Annotated in this window: 22 protein-coding genes; 18 read left to right on the top strand and 4 right to left on the bottom strand. The window is 36.8% G+C overall.

Features of this window, described 5'->3' with window-relative positions; all coding sequences use genetic code 11:
* Window positions 1–4 precede the first annotated feature (4 nt).
* Window positions 5–529: a dihydrofolate reductase family protein gene (locus tag ABH960_RS24760; RefSeq protein WP_002186949.1), complete on the top strand. Its 525-nt coding sequence runs from the start codon at window positions 5–7 to the stop codon at window positions 527–529.
* A 38-nt stretch (window positions 530–567) separates the two neighbouring features.
* Here the strand turns inward: ABH960_RS24760 and ABH960_RS24755 are convergent, their stop codons facing one another.
* Together ABH960_RS24755 and ABH960_RS24750 are read right to left on the bottom strand one after the other, a co-directional pair.
* Entirely contained in the window at window positions 568–1,938 is a 1,371-nt protein-coding gene (locus ABH960_RS24755) for a sensor histidine kinase (protein WP_404449021.1), read from the bottom strand.
* Window positions 1,939–1,949: 11 nt separating this feature from the next.
* Window positions 1,950–2,627 (bottom strand): response regulator transcription factor, encoded by a 678-nt coding sequence (locus ABH960_RS24750; protein ID WP_404449019.1) that lies wholly within the window; start codon window positions 2,625–2,627, stop codon window positions 1,950–1,952.
* Window positions 2,628–2,801: 174 nt separating this feature from the next.
* On the opposite strand from ABH960_RS24750, the gene ABH960_RS24745 reads away from it, so the two are divergent.
* The 4 genes from ABH960_RS24745 (at window position 2,802) to ABH960_RS24730 (ending at window position 6,472) form a co-directional block, all read left to right on the top strand.
* On the top strand, window positions 2,802–4,049 hold the full coding sequence (locus tag ABH960_RS24745; RefSeq protein WP_404449017.1) for a cell wall-binding repeat-containing protein: 1,248 nt from the start codon (window positions 2,802–2,804) through the stop codon (window positions 4,047–4,049).
* 156 nt (window positions 4,050–4,205) lie between these two features.
* Complete coding sequence (locus ABH960_RS24740) at window positions 4,206–5,657, top strand: SulP family inorganic anion transporter (RefSeq protein ID WP_404449015.1); 1,452 nt, start codon at window positions 4,206–4,208, stop codon at window positions 5,655–5,657.
* A 65-nt stretch (window positions 5,658–5,722) separates the two neighbouring features.
* The gene (locus ABH960_RS24735) at window positions 5,723–6,145 is read left to right on the top strand and encodes a universal stress protein (protein WP_002010593.1); all 423 of its coding nucleotides are present in this window, start codon (window positions 5,723–5,725) and stop codon (window positions 6,143–6,145) included.
* Window positions 6,146–6,355: 210 nt separating this feature from the next.
* The gene (locus tag ABH960_RS24730; protein WP_002125236.1) at window positions 6,356–6,472 is read left to right on the top strand and encodes a DUF4027 family protein; all 117 of its coding nucleotides are present in this window, start codon (window positions 6,356–6,358) and stop codon (window positions 6,470–6,472) included.
* Window positions 6,473–6,602: 130 nt separating this feature from the next.
* Here ABH960_RS24730 and glpT read toward each other — a convergent pair whose 3' ends face one another.
* Window positions 6,603–7,952 carry a glycerol-3-phosphate transporter gene (gene glpT / locus ABH960_RS24725; protein WP_404449012.1) on the bottom strand — a complete coding sequence of 450 codons (1,350 nt, stop codon included), beginning with the start codon at window positions 7,950–7,952 and terminating at the stop codon, window positions 6,603–6,605.
* A 271-nt stretch (window positions 7,953–8,223) separates the two neighbouring features.
* Between glpT and ABH960_RS24720 the strand changes: the two genes are divergently transcribed.
* The 12 genes from ABH960_RS24720 to ABH960_RS24665 all read left to right on the top strand — a co-directional run bounded on the left by ABH960_RS24720 (window position 8,224) and on the right by ABH960_RS24665 (window position 20,542).
* Window positions 8,224–8,691, top strand: a complete 468-nt coding sequence (locus ABH960_RS24720; protein WP_002029807.1) for a MarR family winged helix-turn-helix transcriptional regulator — start codon at window positions 8,224–8,226, stop codon at window positions 8,689–8,691.
* 19 nt (window positions 8,692–8,710) lie between these two features.
* Entirely contained in the window at window positions 8,711–10,324 is a 1,614-nt protein-coding gene (locus ABH960_RS24715; RefSeq protein ID WP_113937911.1) for an MDR family MFS transporter, read from the top strand.
* A 138-nt stretch (window positions 10,325–10,462) separates the two neighbouring features.
* Window positions 10,463–11,434 (top strand): ribose operon transcriptional repressor RbsR, encoded by a 972-nt coding sequence (gene rbsR / locus ABH960_RS24710; protein WP_404449010.1) that lies wholly within the window; start codon window positions 10,463–10,465, stop codon window positions 11,432–11,434.
* Between the two features lie 13 nt (window positions 11,435–11,447).
* Window positions 11,448–12,344 (top strand): ribokinase, encoded by an 897-nt coding sequence (gene rbsK, locus ABH960_RS24705; protein WP_113937913.1) that lies wholly within the window; start codon window positions 11,448–11,450, stop codon window positions 12,342–12,344.
* Window positions 12,341–12,736, top strand: a complete 396-nt coding sequence (rbsD, locus tag ABH960_RS24700) for a D-ribose pyranase (RefSeq protein ID WP_113937914.1) — start codon at window positions 12,341–12,343, stop codon at window positions 12,734–12,736. The genes rbsK and rbsD overlap by 4 nt, the downstream gene beginning before the upstream one ends.
* 18 nt (window positions 12,737–12,754) lie before the next feature.
* Window positions 12,755–14,239, top strand: a complete 1,485-nt coding sequence (locus ABH960_RS24695; RefSeq protein ID WP_404449007.1) for a sugar ABC transporter ATP-binding protein — start codon at window positions 12,755–12,757, stop codon at window positions 14,237–14,239.
* Window positions 14,240–14,242: 3 nt separating this feature from the next.
* Entirely contained in the window at window positions 14,243–15,178 is a 936-nt protein-coding gene (locus ABH960_RS24690; protein WP_002029798.1) for an ABC transporter permease subunit, read from the top strand.
* Between the two features lie 14 nt (window positions 15,179–15,192).
* Window positions 15,193–16,116, top strand: coding sequence for a ribose ABC transporter substrate-binding protein RbsB (rbsB, locus tag ABH960_RS24685; protein ID WP_002125255.1), 924 nt, complete (start codon window positions 15,193–15,195; stop codon window positions 16,114–16,116).
* A gap of 42 nt (window positions 16,117–16,158) precedes the next feature.
* Window positions 16,159–16,806 carry a fructose-6-phosphate aldolase gene (gene fsa, locus ABH960_RS24680; protein ID WP_000667669.1) on the top strand — a complete coding sequence of 216 codons (648 nt, stop codon included), beginning with the start codon at window positions 16,159–16,161 and terminating at the stop codon, window positions 16,804–16,806.
* Window positions 16,807–17,104: 298 nt separating this feature from the next.
* Window positions 17,105–19,498 carry a M6 family metalloprotease immune inhibitor InhA2 gene (gene inhA2 / locus ABH960_RS24675; protein ID WP_404449003.1) on the top strand — a complete coding sequence of 798 codons (2,394 nt, stop codon included), beginning with the start codon at window positions 17,105–17,107 and terminating at the stop codon, window positions 19,496–19,498.
* 330 nt (window positions 19,499–19,828) lie between these two features.
* A complete protein-coding gene (locus ABH960_RS24670; protein WP_002029794.1) occupies window positions 19,829–20,170 on the top strand; it encodes a hypothetical protein in 342 nt (113 codons plus the stop codon).
* Window positions 20,171–20,212: 42 nt separating this feature from the next.
* The gene (locus tag ABH960_RS24665) at window positions 20,213–20,542 is read left to right on the top strand and encodes a hypothetical protein (protein ID WP_404449001.1); all 330 of its coding nucleotides are present in this window, start codon (window positions 20,213–20,215) and stop codon (window positions 20,540–20,542) included.
* An 18-nt stretch (window positions 20,543–20,560) separates the two neighbouring features.
* On the opposite strand, the gene ABH960_RS24660 is transcribed toward ABH960_RS24665, so the two are convergent.
* Complete coding sequence (locus tag ABH960_RS24660) at window positions 20,561–21,715, bottom strand: MFS transporter (RefSeq protein WP_404448999.1); 1,155 nt, start codon at window positions 21,713–21,715, stop codon at window positions 20,561–20,563.
* 226 nt (window positions 21,716–21,941) lie between these two features.
* On the opposite strand from ABH960_RS24660, the gene bdhA reads away from it, so the two are divergent.
* The gene (bdhA, locus tag ABH960_RS24655) at window positions 21,942–22,994 is read left to right on the top strand and encodes a (R,R)-butanediol dehydrogenase (RefSeq protein ID WP_000645834.1); all 1,053 of its coding nucleotides are present in this window, start codon (window positions 21,942–21,944) and stop codon (window positions 22,992–22,994) included.
* Window positions 22,995–23,018: the final 24 nt, after the last annotated feature.

Genomic DNA, 23,018 nt, shown 5'->3' with positions numbered 1-23,018 from the left:
AGATATGTCACGTGAAATTGTTTTATTTATTGCAGCGAGCTTAGATGGATTTATCGCGAAAGAAGATGATGATTTAGAGTGGTTAATGGAAACAGAAGGTGAGGGAGACAACGGTTATACAGAAATGTACGAAACAATTGATACGATAATTATGGGAAAGAGAACGTACGATTATGTGGTAGAGCATACGGAAACATTCCCGTACCTAGATAAAAAATGTTATGTTTTTTCTAATTCAGAAAAAGGTTCAAACGAACATGTAGAGTTTGTAAATGAAGATGTATTAGAGTTTACAAAAAGGTTGAAAGAGCAGGAAGGATCTAAAATATGGATGGTCGGTGGAGGGAGTCTACTGAGAGAGTTCTTTAAGAATAATTTAATTGATGAATATGTTGTTACGATTACACCTCACATATTAGGTTCTGGAGTTCCGTTATTTAAAGAAAAGAATCCAGAAATTAATTTAACTTTAACGGATACGAAACGTTTTGGCCAATTCGTAAATTTATATTATAAAGTAAAGTCCTAAAGGATAAGAAAACACGACTATTGATGATAGTCGTGTTTCTATATAGATGGCAATGAAATTGTAAAGCAAGATCCGTGATCAATTTCACTTGTGACAGTAATATTCCCGCCGTGTAGTTCTACGATTTCTTTTACGATGGAGAGCCCTAAACCAGTGCCTCCTGTAGCTCTAGAGCGCGCTTTATCAACACGGTAAAAGCGATCGAAAATGTGAGGGAGGTCTTCAGGGGGAATACCTTCTCCCTTGTCCTTAATTTTGATGGAAATATGTTTATGTTCTTCTGTAACAGAAATATTAATATGAGAATGTTCTTTTGAATGTCTATACGCGTTATTTAAAATGTTAGCCATAACTTGTTCAAAGCGTTGCTCATCTAGCTTTACTAAGAGTGAGGAAGGACATGTGAAAACAGCTTTAATTTGTTTTTCTCCGTACATTACATTTATTTTTTCAGTGATGCGAGTAAGGAAGGTGTGTAAATTCACTTCCTGTACTTGAATGAAAAAGTTATGCTTTTCCATTTGAGCGAGTGAAAATAAATCTTGGACTAAGTTTGTAATATAATCAGACTCGTCTTTTATAATGGATAAGTATCGTAAACGTTGCTCTGGGGGTGTGTTTTCTTTTGATGCAATGTCAGCATAACCTCTTACGTACGTTAATGGTGTTCGTAATTCGTGAGCAACACTTGCTAGAAATTCACTTCGCTCCGTTTTCATATAATGTAAATCATTTGCGAGAGCTTGGATAGATTGTGCCAGTTCACCAATTTCGTCATTTCGAGTAGTTGTTAATGAAACGGATAAATCGCCCTTACTCATTTTTTCAGTCGCTTGTTTCATGTGTAACAATGGTTTTGTTAACAAACGTGATAATAGAAAAATGGTGATGGCTGTTAATAGGAAAGTAATGACTCCAGCGATAATGAATTGCCGTGTGAGCCCGTTAACCATTTCTTCGATTGATTCCGTCCCGAGAAACATATATACATAGCCTTCCGTTTTTCCTGCCACTACAATTGGGCTAACTGTACATATATAATTAGATGTTTTCCAATGATTCTCTATAATTGCTCCATCATGATCTGTTCGTGTTTGCATTCCTTCAATATGTTTTTTTATAGTAGTATTTATTTCATTGGATTTAGCTAGTATTTCCTTATTTGCATTTGTAATAATAACAGTTGTTTCAGCTTCGGATTCCATTAAAGCAACATGGGAGATTGTTTGCCTGTCAAAATATTTTTCAAGGACATCTCGGTGACTATTTCCACGCTTTAATAAAGCAGTCATTTCTTCATTCACTCTATTGTTTACAAGGCTATAATAGAGCAAGACAAATAGAACACTTTCGATTAAAAGTGTAACAATTAGAAAATAAAATCCGAGTTGAATAGAAATTCGCTTCATCGTTTTGCTCCTTAGTTTTCAATATCAATCCATCGATATCCTACTCCGTAAACAGTTTTTAAATGGTGATCAATGGGGAAATTTACTTTTCGTAATTTATCACGTAAATTACGAATATGTGAATCGACTGTTCTATCTTCTGTATTTGTATTTAATCCCCAAATTCGTTCAATGAGCTGATCACGGCTTAATACGTAGTTCACATGACGTAAAAATAATCCGAGTAAAGAGAATTCGATTGGGGTGAGAAGAAGTTCTTCATTATGGACAGAAATGAAATGCTTGGCCTCATCCCATAAAATGCCGTGATATTGGATTTGTGCATGTTGATTGGTTCGGCGTAAAACAGCTTCAATTCTTGCGAAGAGCTCCTCTTCGTGGAATGGTTTCGTCACGTAATCATCTGCTCCAAGTTTTAACCCTTGAACGACATCTACCGTTTGATCACGAGCAGTTACCATAATGATAGGAACGTTACTAAATGATCGAATTCTTTTGCAAGTTTCCCCCCCATCCATCTTTGGCATCATAATATCGAGTAAAACAAATTTGAAGTTTCGATTTTCTATATGTGAAATAGCTTCTTCTCCGGATACTGCACATACGCAGTTATATCCGATTGGAGTAAGATAAAGCGTTAATAATTCAAGCATTCTCGGTTCATCATCTACGAGTAGTATATTGATCATAGAGTACCTCCGCATTTGTAGTTATTACTTAAATTGTAAGTCAAAATCATGAAGAAATGGTGCAGATTATAATGCATCTGCATAATTTCTTCAGAATTGCTTGTTATTGTAAAGTTGAAATTCCATTTTAGGTAATAATATTGGCTCGAAAACGAATAATACGGAGGCGATATAGTGAAAAAGATGATCCGAATTTTGGGGATAACAATAATTGCAGCAGTCGGTCTTGCGGCATGCGGACAAACGAGTACAGATCATAAAAATCATGAATCTACAGAAGAGAAGAAAACAGAGCAAAAGGAAATGAAAATGAATCAGGAGGTAACTGCGCCGAAAGAAATAAATCAAGGTGCATCGAATGATTTATTAACGACAAGTTTAAAAAATGTAACGAGATTAAATACAAATGATCCTCTGCAAATGGCAGTATTAACTTCGCAAACGATATGGCCAGCAACGCATAAAGAGAATCAGCCAGGCGCTATTATTTTAGTGCCAGTGAACGAGTGGCAATTAGGTATTGCAAGTGCGGATCTTATTCATCACCCGAATAACGGACCGATTTTATTTATAGAAAAAGAAAAGGTACCCGAAATGACGTTAAAAGAAATAAAACGATTAAATCCGCTCGGAACGAAAGATGGAACGCAAATTATGGTGATGGGGGATATAGGGGCATCTAGCCTAGAGCAATTAAAAGAATATAAAGTAAAGCAAATAAAAGAAACGGACCCAGCTAAATTTGCTAAAGATGTTGATAAAGAATATGCCGATATAACAGGGAATTATCCAAATAGCGTTATTATCGGTTCGTCTGAAGAAGAAGGACGTTTATATACAACACCAGCTGTAAATTGGATTTCTCATATGCCAGAACCTCTTCTATATACTGAAAAAAATAAAGTGCCAGAAGCGACAATAGAGGCATTAAAGACGAGAAAAGATAAAGCGAATATATATGTGTTAGGACCAGAAAAAATCGTTTCGAAAGAAGTAGAAAAAGAGTTAAGTAAATATGGGAAAGTAACGCGTATTAGTGGGGAGACTCCAACAGAAAATTCGGTTGCATTTGCGAAATTTAAAGATGAAAAAACGAAATTTGGCTGGGGATTCACAAAACCAGGTCACGGTTTGTCATTTTTTTCAAGCAAAACACCAGACTTAGCAATTGCGGGAGCACCGTTTTCACATATGGGTAAACATGCCCCTGTTGTTTTGCTTGAGGAAGGAAAAGCTTCACAACCAGTTTATGACTTCCTTGCTACTATTCAGCCGAAGTTTAAAGATGATCCAACACTTGGACCATATAACCATGGTTTCCTATTAGGAAGTAGTAGTGATGTTTCATTTGAAACACAAGGTATATTGGATGAGAGGTTAGAAATTGTTCAGGAAAGTGGTCAAGGTCACGGTGGACATTAATGAAATGAGAAAAGACGCTGCTAAGGTAGCGTCTTTTCTTTAGGAAACTTTTACATAGCACAACATCCTTTGCTCGTTATATAATAGCCTTCGTGCAGTCGGCCTTGATTTTCTTATGGAGAAAATCAAATGATAAAAGAGTGGAGGAGTGTTACTTTGTTTCAAACTATAAAAAATGAATGGTTCTCAAATATGAGAGGGGACGTGCTATCAGGGGTTGTTGTTGCTTTAGCATTAATTCCTGAAGCGATAGCTTTTTCTGTTATTGCAGGTGTAGATCCGACGGTTGGATTGTACGCGGCCTTTTGTATTGCGGTTACAATTTCGTTTGTCGGCGGAAGACCAGGGATGATCTCGGCGGCAACGGGTGCGATGGCATTATTAATGGTCACTCTTGTGAAGGATCACGGTTTGCAATATTTATTTGCTGTGACAATAGTAACAGGTATTGTTCAAATTATTTTTGGAGTGTTCAAGCTGAGCTCATTTATGAAGTTTGTTCCTAAATCCGTTATGAGTGGTTTTTTAAATTCACTTGGAATTTTAGTTTTTACAGCGCAATTGCCGCATTTTAAAAATGCAACTTGGCAAATGTATGCACTTGTCGCATTAGGACTTGCAATTATATATTTATTTCCACGTATTACGACGGCTGTTCCGTCTACACTTATTTCAATTATTATTGTGACAAGCATTGCACTTATGAGCGGATTACAGTTAAAAACAGTAGGGGATATGGGAAGCTTACCGAAAGAATTACCGTTCTTTAGTATTCCTGATGTTCCATTTACACTTGAGACATTAGCAATTATTTTACCGTATTCAGTTATGCTAGCGGTTATAGGTTTACTAGAGTCATTATTAACGGCGTCGGTTTTAGACGATATGACACATACGGAAAGTAATAAGCATAAAGAGGCATGTGGACAAGGGATTGCGAACGTTGTTGCTGGTTTTTTTGGAGGAATGGCAGGATGTGCAATGATTGGACAATCTGTTATTAATATTAAATCAGGTGGTCGAGGGAGATTATCGACGCTTGTAGCCGGTGGTTTTTTAATCGTATTGCTATTTGTTTTAGGTGATTACGTTGTTCATATTCCGATGGCAGCTTTAGTTGCAGTTATGATTATGGTTTCGATTGGGACGTTTGATTGGAACTCTGTAGCGACGATTCATAAAGTACCAAAAGGAAACGCATTTGTTATGATCGTAACAGTTGTGATGGTCCTAATTACACATAATTTAGGATTAGGTGTAATTATCGGAACGATAATTAGTGCAGTTTTATTTGCATTCAATATGGCAAAGATTCACGTGAAACATTTGTATATTGAAAATAAGAAAATATACGAAATTCACGGCCAACTATTCTTCGCATCTACGGCAGAGTATATAAATGCTTTTTCATACAATGAAGATGTGAAAGAAATTGAGATGAACTTTACTAACGCACACGTATGGGATGATTCAGCGGTAGCGGCAATTGATAAAGTTATCATGAAGTATGAACAGAACGGTGTGAAAGTAAGGATCACAGGGTTAAATGAACGTAGCTCGAAGCTCGTTGCGAATTTAGCTACTTATAATAAGAGAATTGCTAGTTAGAAGCCTCCTTTTTAGGGGGCTTTATTATATAATACGGGTAGGATAACGAAAAGGGGATTCAGCATATGTACAAACAAATTTTATTAGCATGCGATGGTTCTGAACATGCACTTCGAGCAGCCGAGCATGCAACATATATTGCGAAATTTAACGAAGAAACACATGTTGAAGTTGTGTACGTAGTAGATAATAGAACGGCAAAGTCAGATATTATACAAGGACAAACGGATTTAGAAACAATATCAGCTAGTCGAAAAGATAAATTAAAAGAGATTGAGGGTTTATTAAAGAAAGAGAACATTTCCTACAAAATTACGATTCTACATGGCGATCCAGGAGATACGATTGTTCAATATGTAAATACAGGAGATATAGATCTTATTATTGCTGGGAGTAGAGGGCTAAATACACTGCAAGAGATGGTGCTTGGTAGTGTAAGTCATAAAATAGCAAAGCGTGTGAAATGCCCGGTTATGATTATAAAATAAAGTGAGATATTCTGTAGTGTAAGCAGGACCTTGATATAATTCGAGGTCTTTTTTGATGTATTAAGAGGGAGAATGTGGACAGAATATATATAAGTTTAAAAAATGTTAACTTACAAATTTGTAAGTTACCTGTCAGCGAAATCGATGTTATGAAATTTTTCCCATTGATACAATAAGAATATCAATGGGGATATAGGGAGGATGGAAGGTATGAAATCATTTCAAAATTTGTCTTATAGCCAAGGGGTAAGTTTAATTTGTTTAGGTGGATTTGCTGGATCTGTTATGTTAGCTGTTTTAATAAAGATGTTTCAGCAAATGTTTTAATCGCATGAATAGAAGGGAAATGATTAATATAAATAGCAAGAGAAGAACGATAAATAAAAAATAGCTCTTAGCATTTACTTACATGCTAAGAGCTATTTTTATGTTTATTTTTCTACACATTATATTTTGTTTAAACTTCTTTTGATTTAGCAGATCCTGTATTTAAAGTAAGAGCAAGGAAGAACATTGCAAGCACACAAGAAGCAAGGAGCAAAATGAATCCGCCGTTCCATCCGAATCCATCTACAATAAAGCCCATAGCTGCGCTAGCAAAAGTAGCTCCCCCTAGGTAACCGAAGAACCCAGTTAACCCAGCGGCAGTTCCAGCAGCTTTTTTGGGTGCTAAGTCAAGCGCGTGAAGACCAATTAGCATAACAGGTCCGTAAATTAAAAATCCAATGGAAACAAGTGCGATACTATCAATGATTGGATGCCCAGCAGGATTTAGCCAGTAAACAAGAACGGCAATGAATACACCGACCATAAATAGAATGCCAGCAGGTGCGCGGCGCCCTTTAAATAGTTTATCACTCATCCATCCGCAAAGAAGTGTACCTGGAATACCAGCCCATTCGTATAGAGCATAAGCTGTACGTGAGCTACTGTGAGTAAAGCTTTTTTCTTCTACTAAATAAGTAGGAGCCCAGTCTACAACGCCGTAACGAACGAAATAAACAAAGACATTAGCGATAGCGATGTACCATAAAAACTTATTGTTTAATATGTATGTAAATAAAATTTCCTTTACCGAAAGTTCGCGTTCACGGTCCGCTACTTTTTCATCTGATGGATATTCCCCAGTATGTTCTTCAATAGAAGGTAATCCGCAAGATTGAGGTGTATCTCTCATCGTAATTAATACATAAATCCCCACCAAAATTGAAAGAATACCTGGGAAGTAAAATATACTTTTCCAGTCATTTGCAAAGAAATATAAGCCTAATGTAACGAGAGAAGGCATAAGCGCGCCGCCGACATTATGAGCGACGTTCCAAATAGACATTTTTGTACCACGTTCACTAATGGAGAACCAGTGAACCATCGTACGACCACAAGGAGGCCATCCCATACCTTGTACCCATCCATTTAAAAACTGAAGTACAAACATAAGTATAATGCTCGTTGTAATGAAAGAAAATGAGCCGAAAATAATATTAATGATACCGGATAAAAATAGCCCAGCTGCTAAAAAGTAGCGAGGATTACAACGATCGGATACGATACCCATAAGAAATTTACTTAATCCGTAAGCGATAGATACTGCTGAAAGGATAACACCAAGTTCCCCTTTACTAAAGCCTTGTTCGATTAAGTATGGCATTGCGAGTGAAAAGTTTTTTCGAACAAAGTAGTAACCCGCATAACCGATGAAGATGCCTAAGAATACTTGCAAACGCAATTTGCGGTATTCGCTATCAGTGCGATCAGCTGGTAAGCGTTCTGCGTGGGGCGCAGGTTTAAATAATTGTGTGAAAAACATAAAATGAAAATCCTCCCCTAATTAATTGGAAGCGTTTTAAGACAGAGAGAATACAAAAAGGCTATGAAATATAAAAAAGTTCCCTTCTTTATGATTCATAGCCATATACTCCGATTCTCCGTGACTGTCAATATTAACTTCGACGAAAATTATACAACTTTGTGACAAGAATGTAAACGTTTTTATAAAAAAAGTTGTTGACGTATTTTGTTTGTGGGATTAATATTTAAATACGTTAAATATTTTATTGCTTAAATAAGAGGTGGATAACATGCCAAATGATATGACTCATATTGATAAGATTCAAGCTCTTACATTCGCTATAGGAAAGAAAATGCAAACAGAGCTATTAGAACAAATGCAAGCATCAGGACTTACACCACCGCAGTTTTATATTTTAAAGATTTTAGATCATTACGGAGCTTCAAGAGCGACACAATTGGCGGAGAAAATGTACGTGAAACCGAGCGCGATTACAGTAATGACTGATCGTTTAATTGATCATGGGTTAGTAGAGCGCTATCACGACGATAATGATCGCCGCGTTGTTGTCATTGAGCTAACGAAGAAGGGGAAAGCTACAGTAGAAGAAGCGATGGCGGCTCGTAATGAGCATATTGCAAAATACTTCTCACACTTAGAATTACAAGAGAGGGAAGATTTGTTGCGCCTCTTTGAAAAGCTAGAAACAATTATTTGCGGGAAACCAGAGAAAAAAGAGAAAAAAGAGAAAAACTAAGAGGAATTGAGGAGATTACATGGAGCAACAAGAAAATCAGAATAGAAAGTTGTTGTTAATCGGTTTAGTAATCGCAATGCTATTTGCTGCATTGGACGGAACAATCGTTGGTACAGCAATGCCGCGTATCGTCGGTGAACTAGGTGGATTAAGTTTAATGACATGGTTAACAACAGCTTATATGTTAACATCAACAACGGTTGTACCGATTGCAGGTAAATTAGCGGATTTACTTGGGCGTCGTAACGTATATATAGCAGGATTAATTATCTTTATGGTTGGTTCAGCGTTATGTGGTATGGCCAACGGTATGACAGAATTAATTATTTTCCGTGGTATTCAAGGTCTTGGTGGCGGTATTATGATGCCAATGGCTATGATTATTATCGGAGATATGTTCACGGGAAAAGAACGTGCTAAATGGCAAGGGATTTTTGGTGCTTTATACGGTCTTGCTTCTGTAATTGGACCACAAGTTGGTGGTTGGATTGTAGACGCAGTGAACTGGAGATGGGTATTCTATATTAACTTACCAGTTGGTATTTTAGCGACAATCTTTATTGCAATGGGATTAAAAGCACATAAACAAACAGGACCAATTAAAATTGATATCGCTGGAATCTTCACGATGATTCTCGGTGTTGTAAGTTTATTACTTGCGTTAACGTTTGGCGGGAAAGATTATGCATGGGGTTCTTGGCAAATTATCGGGTTATTTGCACTAGCTGCCATTGGTATTGTTAGCTTTATTATCGTTGAAACGAAGGCTGAAGAACCAATTTTACCGATGCACTTCTTTAAAAACCGCACATTTACACTACTGAATGCGATCGGTTTCTTTATGAGTATCGGAATGTTTGGAGCAATTATGTTCGTACCGTTCTTTATGCAAGGAATTGTAGGCGTAAGTGCTGCTGAATCAGGAACGATTATGACACCGATGATGATTACAATGATCGTTATGAGTATTATTGGTGGTCAGCTTGTATTAAAAATTGGTGTGAAACCACAAATTATTACAGGGATGCTTATTATGGCTAGTGGTTTCTGGTTATTAACAACGATGGATATGCACACAACTAAGCTTACCGCTACTTCTTATATGATGGTTATCGGTTTAGGAATGGGTCTTGTTATGCCGATATTAACATTAGCATTACAAGAAAGCTTCCCGAAAAAAGATCTTGGCGTTGTAACATCATCAAGTCAATTCTTCCGTCAAATCGGTGGAACGTTTGGGATTACAATTTTAGGATCAATTATGAATAACACTTCAGGCACAACGTTAACAAATAAATTAGTACCTGTATTAGACACATTCCCAAAAGAAGCGGGACAAATGGTAACAAAATTTAAAGATATGATTCATACAGATCCACAAAGTTTATATTCTATGCTATTTAGTCCAGAGGCATTAAAACAAATGCCAGAAGCATTTTCTAATAGCATCGTACCAATTTTGAAAAGCTCTTTAGTGGACTCACTTCATACTGTATTCTTAACAGGATTGGTATTTATCGTAGTAGGTGCTATCTTTACGATTTTCTTACAGAAAATTAAACTGTCTGATCGTAAAAAAGGTGCTGAAGAGCCTGCTGTAGAAGAAAAGGAAAAAACTGTATCATATTCGTAATAAAAAAGCATCGCCATAAGGCGATGCTTTTTTTGAGTATAACCTTAAAAGCTTTTTAGTTAGAAATGATTGACGTATTTTTATAAATGCGTTATATTATTTTCTGTAAACGGTTACATGAAGTGAGGAGAAAAGAGAATGAGTACGATTAAAGACGTTGCAAAATTAGCAGGGGTATCTGTTGCGACCGTTTCCAGAGTGTTAAATAAAAATGGATATGTTCATGAGGATACATTAAAAAAAGTAGAGCGAGCAATTGAAATGCTAGATTATAAACCTAGTACAGTAGCGCGTTCTTTATATAATAAAAAGTCTCGTTTAATTGGCTTAGTTGTTCCAAATATCGTGAATCCATTCTTTCCGGAAGTTGCACGTGCTGTAGAAGATGTAGCACATAAGCAAGGTTACACAGTTGTACTTTGTAACTCTGATGAAAATTTAGAAAAAGAGAAGCAATACATTGATGTGCTTAGACAAAATAATGTGGACGGATTTATTGTAGCAACGAATCCACAAAATAGTGTTAATTACATGAATTTGTCTATTCCAGTTGTTGCGATTGACCGTATGTTTAATGAGCGCATTCCTACTGTATATGCAGATAACTATGCAGGGAGCCAGGCGGCGACAAAGTTATTAATAGACAAAGGGTGTAAACATATTGCACATATTCGCGGACCGCGTGATGTGAGCACAGCTAATGAACGTTTTGAAGGTTTTGTAGACGTTATTACGCAAAATAATCTTTCTTATATGATTGCAGAGAGTACATTCGATCCAGCTAATAGTGAACAGGTCGCGGTGGAATTATTAGAAGAATATCCGCATATTGATGGAATTGTTGCTGGGAATGATTTAATTGCAATCGGCGTTGTAAAGGCTGCACTTCAAAAGGGAATTTCTATTCCAGACGATTTACAAATTATTGGATTCGATGGGATTTCTTTAACTGAAATGATGTATCCATCTATTACGACTGTTGCACAGCCAATTTATGAAATGGGGGAAATTGCAACAGAATTGTTGTTAGAGCAGATGGAAGGAAATCCATTAGAAGAGAAACATTATCGTTTACCGATTGAAATTATAGAACGAAATACAACGAAGTAAGGAGATGAGACAGATGCCAAATATTGCAGTAGTAGGTAGCATTTCAATGGACTTAGTGGCTGTTTCAAAAATACGGCCGAAAGCAGGAGAAACAGTAATTGGTGAAGCGTTTCATACGATACCAGGAGGAAAAGGGGCCAACCAAGCAGTTGCTGCAGCTAGATTAGGAGCAAATGTAGCGATGGTTGGTGCAGTAGGAAATGATGATTACGGAACAGTAGTTAGAAAAAATTTGGAGAACGAACGCATTTTTATCGACTATGTGGTACCGGTTACAGATAGGACGACAGGAATCGCTCATATCGTTTTAGCAGAAGAGGATAACAGTATTGTTGTCGTACAAGGAGCAAATGCTCTTGTAAATGAGTCGATTGTAGATCGTTCAAAAGACCTTCTTGTAAAAGCAGATATGGTTGTTCTTCAACTAGAGATTCCGCTTGAAACAGTAAAATACGTTCTAGCTATTTGTGAGGAGCATAAAATTCCAGTTATGTTGAATCCAGCTCCAGCACAATTTTTATCAGAAGATATTTTAGAAAAAGCGACTTATATTACGCCGAATGAACATGAATGTCGCATCGTATTAAATGATTTCACATCACCAATTGAAGAGTTACTGGCTAAATATCCAAATAAGCTATTGATGACAGAAGGGTCTAATGGTGTTCGTTTCCATAATGGAACGGAAGTTGTTCAAGTTCCAAGTATTGCTGTAGATGTAGTAGATACGACTGGAGCTGGTGATACATTTAACGGTGCGTTAGCAGTTGCGCTTTCTGAAGGAGAAACACTTCAAAAGGCTATTCGTTTTGCTAATATTGCTGGTGGTCTTTCTGTAACGAAACTTGGTGCACAGGGCGGTATGCCGACGAGAGATAGAGTACGTGAAGTGCAGGTGATTGTTGGATGAAAAAACACGGTGTATTAAATAGTGAAATCGCGGCAGTCCTTGCTTCACTTGGGCATACAGATACGATTGTAATCGCAGACTGCGGGTTGCCGATTCCTGATGGAGTAAAACGAATTGATTTAGCAGTTGAAATTGGAAAGCCTAGCTTTTTAGACGTATTACAAGTAGTTGCTGATGATATGGCAATTGAAAAAGTGACGCTGGCAGAAGAAGTCATTATGAATAATGACGTGGTAAATAAAGAAGTTGAGATGCGTTTAATAGAGCCAGCATTTGAATATGTGTCTCATAAGGAATTTAAAGAGCATACAAAGAGAGCGAAGGCGATTATTCGTACAGGAGAAGCAACGCCTTATGCGAATGTTATTTTACATGCAGGCGTGATTTTTTAATAGAGGGATGTGATGAGAATGCATATTGAAATGAAGAACATTTCAAAAGCGTTCAGTGGTAATCCTGTTCTAAAAAACGCACAGTTTATGATTGAAACAGGAGAAGTCCATGCATTGATGGGGGAAAATGGAGCGGGGAAATCGACGCTCATGAAGATTTTAACAGGCGTATATAAAAAAGACAGTGGAACAGTCATGATTGAGGGGAAAGAACGAACTTTTAAAAATGCGAAAGAAGCTGAAGAGTATGGTATTGCATTTATCCATCAAGAGTTGAACATATTACCGAATTTAACGGTAGCTGAAAATATGTTTCTTGGAAAAGAGTTAATGTATGGGAAAACGGGCATTTTACGTACGCGTCAAATGAATGCGATTGCCCAGCAACAATTAGCAGATCTTGGTCTACATGTGAGAGGTGCTATGCTAGCAGGTGAATTATCAGTTGGACAACAGCAAATTATTGAAATTGCTAAAGCATTAATGACAAAGGCGAGCGTTATTATTATGGATGAACCTACAGCAGCATTAACAGATTGCGAAATTGAAACGCTGTTTATTGTTATTAATAAATTACGTAAAGAGGGCGTTTCATTCGTTTATATTTCACACCGGATGGAAGAAATTTTTTCAATATGTGATGCCATTACGATTTTGCGTGATGGAGAATATGTAGGGAAGAGATTAATTCCAGAAACATCATTTGATGAAGTAGTTAGCATGATGGTGGGGCGCAGTATTGGTCAACGTTATCCAGAGCGAAATAGTCAAATTGGCGAAGTGATTTTTGAAATGCGTAACGGAACGAAAAAGGGGAAATTTGAAAATGTTTCGTTTCAAGTTAGAAAAGGTGAAATCCTTGGTGTTGCGGGCTTGATGGGAGCTGGTCGCACGGATATTATGAAAGCAATATTTGGATATGAACCGCTCGATTCAGGAAAAATTTTCATGAATGGACAAGAAGTAAAAATTGATAGTCCAATTGATGCGATTAGACAACGAATTGCCTTTATTACAGAGGATAGAAAATCTGAAGGGCTTGTGTTAGATTTTTCGATTCGTGAAAATTTAGCTTTACCAAATTTAGAAAGTTTTTCAAAGGGAAGCGTTGTTAATAAAGCTTTAGAACAGCAATTTACAGAGGATATGATGAAGCTTCTTAATGTGAAAGCAGCAAACGGAGAGCAAGCTGTAAAATCTCTTTCTGGTGGAAATCAGCAAAAGATTGTAATTGCAAAATGGCTAGGGATTCATCCGCAGTTACTCATTTTAGATGAGCCAACGAGAGGTGTAGATGTTGGGGCTAAAAAGGAAATTTACTCTATTATGAATAAGCTTACTGAGCAGGGTGATGCCGTTATTATGGTATCGTCTGAGCTTCCAGAAGTTTTAGGAATGAGTGATCGTGTTCTCGTTATTCATGAAGGGAAAATCGGTGGTATTTTAGAGAAAGATCAGGCATCGCAAGAGTCTATTATGGCACTAGCTACAGGGGGAGAGTAAGATATGGCTAAGAAGGGGAATGTATTACAACAACTTGGTTCTTTAATTGGGTTAGTATTAATTATCGTGGTAATTACAGCTTTAAATCCAGCATTTATTGAAATTCCAAATTTATTTAATATACTGCGCCAAGTATCGATTAATGCACTCATTGCATTTGGAATGACCTTCGTTATTTTAACAGGGGGTATTGACTTATCGGTAGGTTCTATTTTAGCATTATCAAGTGCACTTGTTGCCGGAATGATGGCAAGTGGCATGGATCCGTTCCTTGCAATGGTAGTTGGATTATTAGCAGGTCTTGCAATGGGGATTGTAAACGGTATTATTATTGCGAAGGGAAAAGTAGCTCCGTTTATTGCAACTTTAGCAACAATGACTATTTTTCGCGGGTTGACGCTTGTTTATATGGACGGACGTCCGATCACCGGTCTTGGTGATCATTTAATGTTCCAAATGTTTGGCCGTGGTTATTTCCTTGGTATTCCTGTGCCAGCCGTTACAATGATGATCGCTTTTGCAGTACTGTACTTTATTTTAAAGAAAACAACGTTTGGTCGCCGTACGTTTGCGATTGGTGGAAATGAAGAAGCGGCAGCTTTATCAGGTATTAATGTTACGAGAATTAAAGTAATGATTTACGGTCTTTCCGGAATTTTGGCAGCGCTTGCAGGTATTGTCTTAACATCAAGGTTAGATTCTGCACAGCCGACTGCTGGTACTTCTTACGAATTGGATGCAATTGCTGCAGTTGTGTTAGGAGGAACGAGTCTTTCAGGTGGAAGAGGATGGATTGTTGGTACATTCATCGGTGTGCTTATTATTGGTGTACTAAATAACGGTTTAAATTTATTAGGTGTATCTTCTTTCTTCCAACAAGTTGTAAAAGGACTTGTAATCTTACTAGCTGTACTAATTGATCGTCGAAAAGAAGCGTAATGGAGGGGCAATTCATGAAAAAATGGTTACTGATACTCGTTGCATGCATCATGGTAGTTACTGCTGGTTGTTCAATGGAACCACCAGAATGGGCAAAGGATTCTAGCGATAAAGGTCGAAATAAAACTATTAAAGTTGGATTTTCTGTTTCAACTTTAAATAATCCATTTTTCGTCACGTTGAAAAAAGGTGCAGAAAAGAAGGCAAAAGATAGCGGCATTGAATTAATTGCTGTTGATGCACAAAATGATGCGGCGAAGCAAACAAATGATGTTGAAGATTTAATTCAAAAAGGTGTCGATGTAATTGTTATTAATCCAACCGATTCAGATGCTGTTGCTTCAGCGGTAAGTGCAGCTAATGCAGCCAATGTTCCTGTTATTACAGTAGACCGGGTTGCGAATTCAGGTAAAGTTGTTTCTCATATTGCTTCCAACAATATAGAAGGTGGCCAAATGGCTAGTGATTACATTCGGGAGTTAGTTGGTGAAGGAACAAATGTTGCTGAGTTAGAAGGAATCCCTGGATCGTCTGCTGCTCGTGAGCGTGGGAAAGGATTCCATAACGTAGCTGATAAGTCTTTAAAAGTAGTAGCAAAACAAGCAGCTGATTTCGATCGTGCAAAAGGATTATCCGTTATGGAAAATATTTTGCAAGCAAATAGCGATATAAAAGCAGTGTTTGCTCATAACGATGAAATGGCATTAGGCGCAATTGAGGCATTGAAATCTGCTGGTAAAACAGATGTAGTTGTTGTTGGATTTGATGCAACAGATGATGCTGTAAAAGCGGTTAAAGATGGGCGTATGGCAGCAACAGTCGCTCAAAAACCAGAATTAATCGGAGAGAAGGCGATGGAAACAGCGAAAGAGATAACACAAGGTAAAAAAGTGGACAAATTTATTCCGATTGAATTAGAGCTTATTAAGAAAAAATAAATAAATAAATATAAAATGAAAATTAGGAAGGAAGAATAACAAATGAAATTTTTTATTGATACAGCAAACATTAACGAAATTAAAGAGGCAAATGCATTAGGTGTAGTAGCTGGAGTAACGACAAATCCATCACTTGTAGCAAAAGAAGGCGTAGATTTCCATGAGCGTATTCGTGAAATTTGCAGCTTTATTGAAGGACCTGTAAGCGCAGAAGTAATTAGCTTAGAAGCTGATAAAATGATTGAAGAAGGAAAAGAGTTAGCAAAAATCGCTCCAAACGTTGTTGTAAAAGTTCCAATGACAACAGAAGGCTTAAAAGCAGTAAAAGCATTCTCAGATTTAGGAATTCGTACAAACGTTACATTAGTATTCTCAGCAGTGCAAGCATTACTTGCAGCTCGCGCTGGTGCGACATACGTTTCACCGTTCTTAGGTCGCCTAGATGATATCGGTCATAACGGTATGGACTTAATTCGCCAAATCGCAGAAATCTTTGCAATTCACGGCATTGAAACAGAAATCATTGCAGCATCTGTCCGTCACAGTGTTCATGTAACAGAAGCAGCATTAAACGGTTCACATATTGCAACAATCCCAGCAAACGTAATCGCTTCATTAGTGAAGCATCCATTAACAGATCAAGGAATTGAGAAATTCTTAGCTGATTGGGAAAAAACACAAGAGAAATAATACGAAATGGAGAACCCAAGTTTAATTAACTTGGGTTCTTTTTTTGTTTGAAAGAATTTTCATGCAATTGTGCATATTGTCTTTTAAATTTTTAATATAAGCTATTTAATATATACAAATCACTCTTTATTTTTCACATTTCGACATAAAAAGATAGAGGGTCTGACCAGAAAACTGGAGGGCATGATTCTATAACAGAAAGCTTATTTCTTATAGAATCATGTCTTTTATTATACAAGGGAGGATAGATTACATATTTTTATCTGAAGTTTAAGATTGATACAAGGGGATGATTAAAATGAGAAAAAAAGCGCCATTTAAAGTGTTGTCATCATTAACGATCGCAACACTCATCGGATGCTCAGCTGTAATGAGTGCTCCGTTAGCATATGCAGAAACGTCAGCAAAAGAAGGTGTGTCTACAACGCCAATTGATCATAACTTAATTCAAGAAGATCGTTTAGCGGAAGCGCTGAAAGAAAGAGGAACAATTAATCCAGCATCGTCTAAAGAAGAGACAAAAAAGGCCGTAGAGCAATATATTGAAAAGAAGCAAGGGGATCAGGCAAATAAAGAAATTCTTCCAGCGGATACTGCTAAAGAGGCATCTGATTTCGTGAAAAAAGTAAAAGAGAAGAAAATGGAGGAAAGGGAGAAAGTAAAGAAACCTGAAAAAAATGTGAGTCCTGAGCAAAAGCCAGAACCAAATAAAAAACAACTGAATGGACAAGTCCCAACTTCTAAAGCAAAGCAAGCGCCGTATAAAGGGTCTGTTCGAACTGATAAAGTATTAGTATTACTCGTTGAATTTAGTGATTATAAACATAATAATATTGATCAAACACCAGGATATATGTATTCGAATGACTTTAGTAGAGAGCATTATCAAAAAATGTTATTTGGTAATGAACCGTACACATTATTTGATGGTTCGAAAGTAAAAACGTTTAAACAATATTATGAAGAGCAGTCTGGTGGTAGTTATACGACAGACGGATATGTAACGGAGTGGCTAACTGTGCCAGGAAAAGCTGCTGATTACGGTGCTGATGGTAGTAGCGGTCACGATAATAAAGGACCAAAAGGTGCGCGTGATTTAGTGAAAGAAGCATTAAAAGCTGCAGCGGATAAAGGATTAGATTTATCACAATTCGATCAGTTCGACCGTTATGATACAAATGGCGATGGCAATCTTAATGAACCGGACGGTGTAATTGATCATTTAATGGTAATTCATGCCGGTGTTGGTCAAGAAGCTGGCGGTGGTAAATTAGGAGATGATGCAATTTGGTCACATCGATCTAAATTAGCAAGGGATCCAGTAGCGATTGAAGGAACAACAGCTAAAGTACCTTATTGGGATGGAAAAGTAGCGGCTCATGATTACACAATTGAACCAGAAGACGGTGCAGTAGGTGTGTTTGCACATGAATTTGGACATGACCTTGGTTTACCAGATGAGTATGATACGAATTATACTGGAATGGGATCACCTGTCGAAGCTTGGTCATTAATGAGTGGAGGTAGCTGGACAGGAAAAATCGCAGGAACAGAGCCAACTAGTTTTTCACCACAAAATAAAGATTTCTTACAAAAGAATATGGGTGGAAACTGGGCGAAAATTTTAGAAGTAGATTACGATAAAATTAAGAGTGGTGTAGGCGTTCCTACATATATTGATCAAAGTGTTACAAAATCAAATCGTCCAGGTGTCGTACGTGTCAACTTACCAGGTAAGAGTATTGAAACAATTAAGCCTGGATTTGGAAAGCGTGCATACTATAGTACAAGAGGCGATGATATTCATACGACATTAGAAACACCATTCTTCGATTTAACAAAAGGAACAAATGCAAAATTTGATTATAAAGCGAATTATGAACTAGAAGCAGAGTGTGATTTCATCGAAGTACATGCTGTAACTGAAGATGGAACGAAAACATTAATTGATAGATTGGGAGAAAACATAGTCCAAGAAGATAAAGATACAACAGATGGAAAATGGATTGATAAATCATACGATTTAAGTCAATTTAAAGGGAAGAAAGTTAAACTACAATTCGACTATATTACAGATCCAGCTTTAACATATAAAGGTTTCGCAATGGATAATGTAAATGTAACAGTTGATGGACAAGTAGTATTTTCAGATGACGCAGAAGGACAGTCTAAAATGAAGTTAAATGGATTCGTTGTTTCTGATGGGACAGAACAGAAACCCCATTATTATTATCTAGAGTGGAGAAACTATGCTGGATCAGATAATGGATTAAAAGCGGGAAAAGGTCCGGTATATAATACAGGTCTTGTCGTTTGGTATGCAGATGATAGTTTCAAAGATAACTGGGTTGGGTTACATCCAGGTGAAGGCTTCCTTGGTGTTGTAGATTCTCATCCAGAAGCGATTGTTGGAAATTTAGGTGGGAAACCAGCATACGGTAATACTGGAATTCAAATTGCAGATGCTGCATTTTCATTTGATCAAACACCTTCATGGAGTGTAAATTCATTTACACGAGGACAGTTTAATTATACTGGATTACAAGGTGTTACAACGTTTGATGATTCAAAGGTATACAGTAATAAGCAAATTGCTGACGCAGGACGCAAAGTTCCAAACCTTGGCCTTAAATTCCAAGTTGTTGGACAAGCAGATGATAAGTCTGCAGGTGCTGTTTGGATTAGACGTTAATGCGGGATAAAATAAAAGCACATTCTTCATATGAAGAGTGTGCTCTTTTATTTGTACATTAAGTTATTATTTTAGCTTATGTAATACAAGTGTTTATCCATATGTAGTGTATCAAATTATGTGTGGAAAAGAAATATTTCCGAGGAAATTGTCGAAGTATCGTCGATATTTATTCATTTTCTTTTTTAAAAGGAGCAAGTAGTATTGCATTTATATGTAAGTTTATTTACATTGATATTTGGTTATATACAAAAGTAATATATATTAGGCAATAAAAAGAGTTCTATTTAATAGAACTCTTTTTTGATGAGTAGAAAGGAGGGGGGACAAATGAAAGAAACAATTGCATGTCCACAATGTGAAGAGAATATTACTGCACAACATATTATCGACATCCCACATCCTTTTTCATTAAGGTGTCCGCATTGTAAGGTGAAGCTGAAAGAAATGAGGATAACACCATGTTTAATATTAGCGGCAATCTGTGTTATCCCACTGTTTATTATTATTGGAGAGAGTATTAAAGAATTGCTAGTAAAACATTTTTCTATTATAGACAATGTACCAACCGTACTTATTTTCTTCTTATTTTGTTATCCGTTGTATTATTTCTATGAAAAATATAATGCCATATTATTCATTAAATATGGTTTATTGAAAGTTAAAAGTTAAAAGTTAAAAGTTAAAAGTTGAATTGAATAGGAGATTATCATTGTGTTGTGGAAAATTTATTTGGTAATTGTAGCGATATTAGCTATTACTTCGCTAGTGAGAGGGATGTTTCAAACACCGATTCAAAAGTTTGATTTTGTAGTGTCTATTATTACATGGATAGGACTATTTGGATTTGTTTTTGATGTACAAATATTGAAGCCGATCGTTTGGCAATGCATCTTCGTATTTAGCATCATTTGGACTTTAACTGCAGTTTTTGTTTTACGATTATATGAAGAGAAAGATGAGCCATTACCTTTTGTATTTAAATTAATTGGCATTATCCCAACTTTTCCGTTATATTACGGATTATATCAATATGCATTTTAAAAAAAGACAATGATGGAATTAACCCATCATTGTCTTTTTTACTTTGCTTCTTACAAAAATCATTCCAGCAAATGTTAACAAGAATGCAGTTCCGATAACGAAGCTGACGCTAGGCGATGCCCCGATTGCTCCGACTGTAAAGGAGCCAGCAACAACTCCTAACGAGAAGAATGCATAAAACAATCCGAATGCTTGCCCTCGGTTACTATCTGTTGTATTTTCAACAAGTAAAGCATTAATTGCTGGGAAGAGGATAGCGAATCCAATTCCATAAATTATCATAACGATAAAGAGCATGCCTTTTGTTGCAAATAATCCGAGTAAAGATAACGCTAGTGCCATTACTGCAATCCCGATTAGCATTAGTTTGGAACGATTAAATCGATCGTAAATGCGATTTGTTGGCAGTAAGAAGAAGAGGATAGCGGTAATTCCGAATACACTTAACATCATGCCTGTTGTAGATGCTTTAAGTGCTAATGCCTCAACTTTTACTGGTAACATATAAGTGACAATCCCTTGTGAAAACATTAGTGTGAAAGCACCAATATATGCTTGTAATAACGGTTCTGATTTCAATAGTTCAATCATATCTTCTTTGTTCATCATTTGTGTTCTTGATGTATCTTTTCTTGATACGTTATTTGGTAAGAAGAATAGAGATACGATTGTACCAAGGACCATTAAAATAGAAATAGTAATGAACACCCACTCTATACCAGCTGTTGCTTTCATAATGCCGCTGAAAGCAGGTCCTACGATTGCAGCTGTTCCAACAGCGGCACCAGATAGAGCCATTGCTTTACCTTGCCTTGCTGAATTCGTTTGCTTTGATAAAAACGTAAAGGCAGCAGGAATTAAAAATCCGTCACTAAAACCGTGCATAAAGCGCACAACTAATAGTTGTTCACCACTTTGAACAACGGTGTATAACAAGACTATGAAACTCGTAATTCCCATGCTTATATAAAGGATTTTTTTTGCACCAAATTTATCGACAGCGGCTCCAGCGATAATATTACCGATCATATTAGCGAATGAGTACATACCGATAACTAGCCCGATAACAAGAGGGGTTCCTCCAAGACTTTGAGCGAAAGTACTCATAATAGGTAATTGTGAAAATGTATCTAAAAACGCTACGATAACAATAAAGTAAATAAAATATTTCAAGCGATATTCACCTCTCCTATGCTATTATGGCATAATGCTAATTTCAACCGCAATGAAATTAGCATTAACAGATGTGGAAAAAAGTACAAAGTGACAAAATATTGAACGTTATTTGTTAAAAATTAGTGAAAATGAGATTGTTTTTTTGAAATATATGGATGGAAGTATTATAATAGATTTGTAAACTTCACCAGGTTAAGTATATACGTAGAGAGGGATGTATAAAATGAAAGCACTACTTTGGCATAATCAACGTGATGTACGAGTAGAAGAAGTACCAGAACCAACTGTAAGACCAGGAGCAGTTAAGATTAAAGTTAAATGGTGTGGTATCTGCGGAACAGACTTGCATGAATATTTAGCAGGACCTATTTTTATTCCAACAGAAGAGCACCCATTAACACACGTAAAAGCACCGGTTATTTTAGGTCATGAGTTTAGTGGTGAGGTAGTTGAAATCGGTGAAGGCGTTACTTCTCATAAAGTGGGAGATCGCGTCGTTGTAGAACCAATTTATTCTTGTGGTAAATGTGAAGCTTGTAAACACGGACATTACAATGTTTGTGAACAACTTGTTTTCCACGGTCTTGGCGGAGAAGGCGGCGGTTTCTCTGAATATACAGTAGTACCAGAAGATATGGTTCATCATATTCCAGACGAAATGACGTATGAGCAAGGTGCGCTTGTAGAACCAGCAGCAGTAGCAGTTCATGCAGTACGTCAAAGTAAATTAAAAGAGGGAGAAGCTGTAGCGGTATTTGGTTGTGGTCCGATTGGGCTTCTTGTAATCCAAGCAGCAAAAGCAGCAGGAGCAACTCCTGTTATCGCAGTGGAACTTTCTAAAGAACGTCAAGAGCTAGCTAAATTAGCAGGTGCTGATTACGTATTAAATCCAGCAACTCAAGATGTACTAGCAGAAATTCGTAACTTAACAAATGGTTTAGGTGTAAATGTGAGCTTTGAAGTAACAGGTGTCGAAGTAGTACTTCGTCAAGCGATTGAAAGTACAAGTTTTGAAGGACAAACTGTAATTGTTAGTGTGTGGGAAAAAGATGCGACAATTACGCCAAACAACCTTGTACTAAAAGAAAAAGAAGTTATCGGTATTCTTGGATACCGTCATATCTTCCCAGCTGTTATTAAATTAATTAGCTCTGGCCAAATTCAAGCAGAGAAATTAATTACGAAAAAAATCACAGTGGATCAAGTTGTTGAAGAAGGATTTGAAGCACTTGTAAAAGATAAAACACAAGTGAAAATTCTTGTTTCACCTAAATAATAGAGAATAGTAAAAAGTAGCCCT

The sequence above is a fragment of the Bacillus sp. RC252 genome (assembly GCF_044909215.1).
GTDB lineage: Bacteria > Bacillota > Bacilli > Bacillales > Bacillaceae_G > Bacillus_A > Bacillus_A mycoides.
The sequence above is the reverse complement of the archived record's forward strand: the minus strand, read 5'-3'. Positions and strand labels throughout refer to the sequence as shown.

What these genes read in the sequence shown, in the direction of transcription:
- inhA2 (WP_404449003.1), top strand. Translation starts at nt 17,105, where the DNA reads ATGAGAAAAAAAGCGCCATTTAAAGTGTTGTCATCATTAACGATCGCA.
- ABH960_RS24730 (WP_002125236.1), top strand. Translation starts at nt 6,356, where the DNA reads ATGAAATCATTTCAAAATTTGTCTTATAGCCAAGGGGTAAGTTTAATT.
- bdhA (WP_000645834.1), top strand. Translation starts at nt 21,942, where the DNA reads ATGAAAGCACTACTTTGGCATAATCAACGTGATGTACGAGTAGAAGAA.
- rbsD (WP_113937914.1), top strand. Translation starts at nt 12,341, where the DNA reads ATGAAAAAACACGGTGTATTAAATAGTGAAATCGCGGCAGTCCTTGCT.
- ABH960_RS24755 (WP_404449021.1), bottom strand. Translation starts at nt 1,938, where the DNA reads ATGAAGCGAATTTCTATTCAACTCGGATTTTATTTTCTAATTGTTACA.
- ABH960_RS24695 (WP_404449007.1), top strand. Translation starts at nt 12,755, where the DNA reads ATGCATATTGAAATGAAGAACATTTCAAAAGCGTTCAGTGGTAATCCT.
- ABH960_RS24735 (WP_002010593.1), top strand. Translation starts at nt 5,723, where the DNA reads ATGTACAAACAAATTTTATTAGCATGCGATGGTTCTGAACATGCACTT.
- fsa (WP_000667669.1), top strand. Translation starts at nt 16,159, where the DNA reads ATGAAATTTTTTATTGATACAGCAAACATTAACGAAATTAAAGAGGCA.
- rbsK (WP_113937913.1), top strand. Translation starts at nt 11,448, where the DNA reads ATGCCAAATATTGCAGTAGTAGGTAGCATTTCAATGGACTTAGTGGCT.
- rbsB (WP_002125255.1), top strand. Translation starts at nt 15,193, where the DNA reads ATGAAAAAATGGTTACTGATACTCGTTGCATGCATCATGGTAGTTACT.
- ABH960_RS24760 (WP_002186949.1), top strand. Translation starts at nt 5, where the DNA reads ATGTCACGTGAAATTGTTTTATTTATTGCAGCGAGCTTAGATGGATTT.
- ABH960_RS24750 (WP_404449019.1), bottom strand. Translation starts at nt 2,627, where the DNA reads ATGATCAATATACTACTCGTAGATGATGAACCGAGAATGCTTGAATTA.
- ABH960_RS24715 (WP_113937911.1), top strand. Translation starts at nt 8,711, where the DNA reads ATGGAGCAACAAGAAAATCAGAATAGAAAGTTGTTGTTAATCGGTTTA.
- glpT (WP_404449012.1), bottom strand. Translation starts at nt 7,952, where the DNA reads ATGTTTTTCACACAATTATTTAAACCTGCGCCCCACGCAGAACGCTTA.
- ABH960_RS24670 (WP_002029794.1), top strand. Translation starts at nt 19,829, where the DNA reads ATGAAAGAAACAATTGCATGTCCACAATGTGAAGAGAATATTACTGCA.
- ABH960_RS24690 (WP_002029798.1), top strand. Translation starts at nt 14,243, where the DNA reads ATGGCTAAGAAGGGGAATGTATTACAACAACTTGGTTCTTTAATTGGG.
- rbsR (WP_404449010.1), top strand. Translation starts at nt 10,463, where the DNA reads ATGAGTACGATTAAAGACGTTGCAAAATTAGCAGGGGTATCTGTTGCG.
- ABH960_RS24720 (WP_002029807.1), top strand. Translation starts at nt 8,224, where the DNA reads ATGCCAAATGATATGACTCATATTGATAAGATTCAAGCTCTTACATTC.